Genomic DNA, 4,470 nt, shown 5'->3' with positions numbered 1-4,470 from the left:
GTGCCATCGCAACCCGCTACGAGAAGACAGCTTCAAGCTTCATGGGCGTTCTCTCGCTCGCAGCCGCTCTGGACTGGCTCAAGAGCTAACAGGCCGTAAAACTCGCAAAGGCTACGACGCTGCACTGCGCCTCGTCTCCGACTATCGCCTCAAGGACGGCCGCAGGTTCGGTTCGCTCCCGCTCAAGAGCATCAAGCCTGGGACTGCCGATCGGCTATACGAGAAGCTTCGGGTGAAGCCGGACGGCACCGAGCGGGTCCGCACCGCCAACCTCGCCATGGCCGTATCTAAACGGGCCTGGAATGTCGCCCGCCGCGACAAGCCCGATCAGGTTCCACTCGCAAATCCCTTCGCGAAAATGGATCTTGCCTATCGGGCGAAACCCACTCGGCCGGTCACGTGCGCCGAACTGATGCGCTTCGTCGCCGCCGCCGATGCCAGCGGTGAGTCTTCTATCGCCACGGCTGCCATGATCGCCTTCTTCTGGCTGCAGCGCCAAAAGGACATCCTTACCCGCCTTTCATGGGCTCACTACCGCCCGCCTGACGTGCCGAGAAAGGTACGCATCTTCCATTACAAAACCGGCCAGCTCGTGGAGCTGCCGCTTTACGATGAGGACGGCTCACCTCTCTGGCCCGAGATCATGGTTCGCCTAGACGCTGCACCGCGTCGTGGGACACTCATCGTCACCCGCGATCAGCCGGACCGCCGACGAAAGGCGCATCTCTCCTGGGAGGAGGATTACTTCCGGCACCGGGTGGCAGCCATTCGGGCGGCCGCCGGCATTGATCCAGAGGTGAAATTCATGGGGCTGCGCCACGGCGGCAACGTCGAGGGTGCCGAGGCTGGCCTGACGGACGCTCAGCTTCGCGCATTGAGCGGTCATCGCACTACCGCAGGTCTGCTCCGCTACGCTCAGACCACCGAGCAGCAGCGGGTTGTGGGGGCACGGAAACGAAGGGACGCGAGAACGAAAAAGGAAAGTTTGTCGAAATGAGCCGGTGGCGCCGTGTCGAAACGGCGCCTCGCAATTCGGCTAAGTCCTTGAGAAGATTGGTGGGCGCACTAGGGTTCGAACCTAGGACCCGCTGATTAAGAGTAAGCGGCAAGCGTATAACAATCCCTACCAATCTCTAACAGTTTTCATCCTACAAGCCGCTGAAGTGTATTGCATATTTCGGTTGCATCATCACGTCATCTAACATAGCATCACACGTCATAACCCACCCACATTGTTACCTAGGCGCTACCTACGCCATGCCTAAGCTCCGGCTCACTGCTGCCGCCGTCGAGCGGTTCCGGCCGCCGCCAAGCGGCCAAGTTGACTACTTCGACAGCCACCTTCCCGCCTTCGGCCTGCGCGTGTCCTATTCGGGCACGAAGGCCTGGGTCGTGATGACGCGTGTGGAGCGCAAGCTCGCTCGCATCACCCTCGGCCGTCATCCAGCCTTGTCACTGGCCGAGGCGCGGGAGAAGGCCCGGCTGGTCATCGAGCGCGCCAAGGCAGGGCAGGATCCTCGGCAGATCGAAGCTGAGGCGCGCCGCAAGAAGGATCAGGAGCGCCGCACCACCTTCGGCGGTGTCGCGGCCTTGTTCATGGAGCGGCATGTCGGGCGTAACCTGCGCCCGAACACCGCTCGCGAGTACCGCCGTGTCCTGCAAGGACCAGACACCGCGGACTGGCAGCAGCGGCCGCTCACATCCCTGACAAAGGCGGACGTGCTGGATGTGCTGCACCGGATCGAGGAGCGGGGCTCTCGGGCAGCCGGCAACCGCACGCTCGCGTACCTGTCCAAGTTCTTCAACTGGTGCTTGGAGCAGGATCTCCTCATGGTCAGTCCGGCCAGCCGTGTCCGTCCGCTGTCCGCCACCCGCTCCCGCGAACGCGTGCTCACGCCTGACGAGTTGATCTGGATCTGGCGGGCACTGGCGGAATGGCCGAGCCAGTTCGCTGCCCTGTTCAAGCTACTTCTGCAGACCGGGCAACGGCGCAGCGAAGTTGCCGGCATGCGCTGGGACGAGTTGCGGAACTGCGGCACGGACGAGGCGATCTGGGATCTTCCGGCCAGTCGGACCAAGAACGGGCAGCCCCATCTCGTGCCGCTCTCGAAGCAGGCACAGGACATCATCGCGGCCCTGCCAAGAACTGGCCCGATCGTGTTCACGACCCGGAGCACGACGGCCCTGTCCGGCTTCAGCAAGGCCAAGGCACGCCTCGATGAGCGGGTGAACGCCCTGAGGGCCGAGGCTGGCCGACCTCCCCTCCCCTCTTGGACGCTGCACGATCTGCGTCGGACCATGGTGACGCTGATGAACGAGCAACTCGGGATCGCACCTCATGTGGTCGAGGCAGTGGTCAACCATGTCAGCGGCTCAGCCAAACGGGGCGTTGCGGGGGTCTACAACCGAGCTCTCTACCTGCGCGAGCGTAGGGACGCTTTGTGCGCCTGGAGCTGTTGGGTTGCAGAGCGAGAACTACATACGCTTGAGACAGCAAATAGTTCGATTTGAGTCTAGAATGTTATTACCAGAAATGCTTGCGGAACGGCAAGTTTATGAGCCGGCAATCAGCAAAATATTATATCGCAGGAGTAGAAATGACAGTCCGTCCGTGGGACGAAACTCACCCGTACTATTTTTCCGACGAGGAAGATCTGCTGGGCGAAAATTATCGTGCCGATCGGTCTTATTGGAGCAGGGCAGCGGGCTGGACAATCGAAGAAGGAGTCGCTCTCTCGATGGGGTACGAGCCACGAGCCGTGAATTCTGAGATCCTGAGCGGCGTCGATCACCTACCCGCCCGGATGTACGCTGAACGGCTGAGTTTCGCAGTCCGCGCTCGACACATGGAACACCTTAAAGACTTCAACGAACCGGCTTCGTTCATCAAATGGGCGAAGAGCCAAGGCTTGTCCTTCGACCCGGAACTCGAGAAGGCTGTCGGGAGCGGCAAAAAGGGCGCGAAGGCTGCTCAGCTCCGCGAGGCCGAGCATTTGAATCCGAAAGTCAGACAGAGCCTGCTGAAGATCGCGCTTGGTCTGGCAATGGCGGTATACGGTTACGACCCCAAGAAGCCCCGTAGTTCGGTTCCTCGTGAGATCAAAGACGAGTTGTACCGAGTTGGCATTAGCTTGGACGAGGACACGGTGCGCAAGCGGCTGACCGAAGCTGCCGACGAGCTCATCGATACCCAAGAGGAAGGCTCCTGACCGAAATTGGCCTCGGTCAAACCGAGCTCGGCCACCGGTCTCCCGCCCGAGCCTACAAGGTGCCCGTCCACCACGAGACGGGAGGTCTACCATTGGAAAGTAAAGCTCATTCAGGTTCGGGGCCTCTGGAGATGACAGGGGTTCCCGAGCCGGTCCGTCCACATGAGTTCAATCGCCAACAGGGCGATCGCGCCACTTCATCCCAGAACCCAGCCCGTAACCGGCTGGGCCCGATCGGACACTGCGCTGTGTCTGCTTCAGCCCCGAATGCGAGCTGCTGGCAATGAGTGCATTACCTGCCGCAAGCAAGGCCGCGCACGTCGCCGCTCGCCACAACCGCTCGCTCTGGCGTGTGCATGCCTTCAAACTCCGGCGGCTGACCGCCGGACTGCACCGGGGCAGCCGGGAACGCCACGAGCGCGTGCGCACTCCCAGGATCAAGCGCAGCAGCCGATCACGGCTCAAGTGCTCCGGGCGCGCCGAGACTGACGGGCGGTATGCAACCGATCGGTTAAGCCGTGCCGCAGCCTAAATAGTTCCGGGGCCACTCGCCCCAACACAGAACATAGAAACTGGGTCCGAACCCCAGGGCTTGTGGCGGCTCCATTCAGTCCACCGTCTCGTCGGCCTGCACAGAGAGGCCGGGGTGCTTGGCGTCGGCATGAGAAGGTCCCATTGGACCAAGACGCTGGCCAAGACCAGCACGTCACCCGAAGTCCCCTGATCGGCTCGGGATGACCGCCGCCGTTTCAGCCTAATCCGCTGAGTGAACGAGCACAGAAAAAGGGCAATCCGAACGGCCTGTCCTACCCTCGGGGTGTGCTGATCAAGTGTGCAGATCCGTGACACTGACACGAGTGTCGAGATTTCAGCACGGTTCTCCCTGGTCGGGTGAACTGTGCCTTCCAGCCAAGTGACACGTATTGAGGAAGAATGAGGAGGTCGGGTGGCCAGAGCGGCGGAGGCGCGATGGCGTCGAGGCGAAGCCGAGACCAGGATGACGGTGGTAGGCCGTGGTGGACCGCGGTTAACCCAGGGCCTCGGACCTTCGGTCCTCGTCCCGCTCGCTGCGCTCGCAGGCTGATTACCCGTATCATCCTTCACTGGTGTGCGGGACTCAGGATCGCGCAGCGGCAAAGCCGCGCGCAGTCGAGCGAAGCGAGACTACGGCCTGTTCGGCCTTGAACGTGTTCCGTGTGCGGGCGTTTTGCTCCTCCTGACTGGGAGGAGTGATGCTGGACGACGCAGAATGGAGAAAGCT

The 4,470-nt window shown here is 61.7% G+C and carries 2 protein-coding genes and 1 pseudogene; all 3 read left to right on the top strand.

The features are described 5' to 3' along the window. Nucleotides 1-89 (top strand): annotated as a pseudogene (locus tag WDW90_RS35285) (IS5-like element ISMex42 family transposase); the annotation flags it as partial. Nucleotides 90-1,257: 1,168 nt separating this feature from the next. Then, a complete protein-coding gene (locus WDW90_RS35280) occupies nucleotides 1,258-2,511 on the top strand; it encodes a tyrosine-type recombinase/integrase (protein WP_336492391.1) in 1,254 nt (417 codons plus the stop codon). A gap of 86 nt (nucleotides 2,512-2,597) precedes the next feature. Then, on the top strand, nucleotides 2,598-3,209 hold the full coding sequence (locus WDW90_RS35275; protein WP_336492390.1) for a hypothetical protein: 612 nt from the start codon (nucleotides 2,598-2,600) through the stop codon (nucleotides 3,207-3,209). Nucleotides 3,210-4,470 lie beyond the last annotated feature (1,261 nt).

This window comes from Methylobacterium nigriterrae (genome assembly GCF_037106235.1).
In the GTDB taxonomy this organism is placed as follows: Bacteria; Pseudomonadota; Alphaproteobacteria; order Rhizobiales; family Beijerinckiaceae; genus Methylobacterium; species Methylobacterium nigriterrae.
This window is presented reverse-complemented; position numbering and strand designations above follow the sequence as displayed.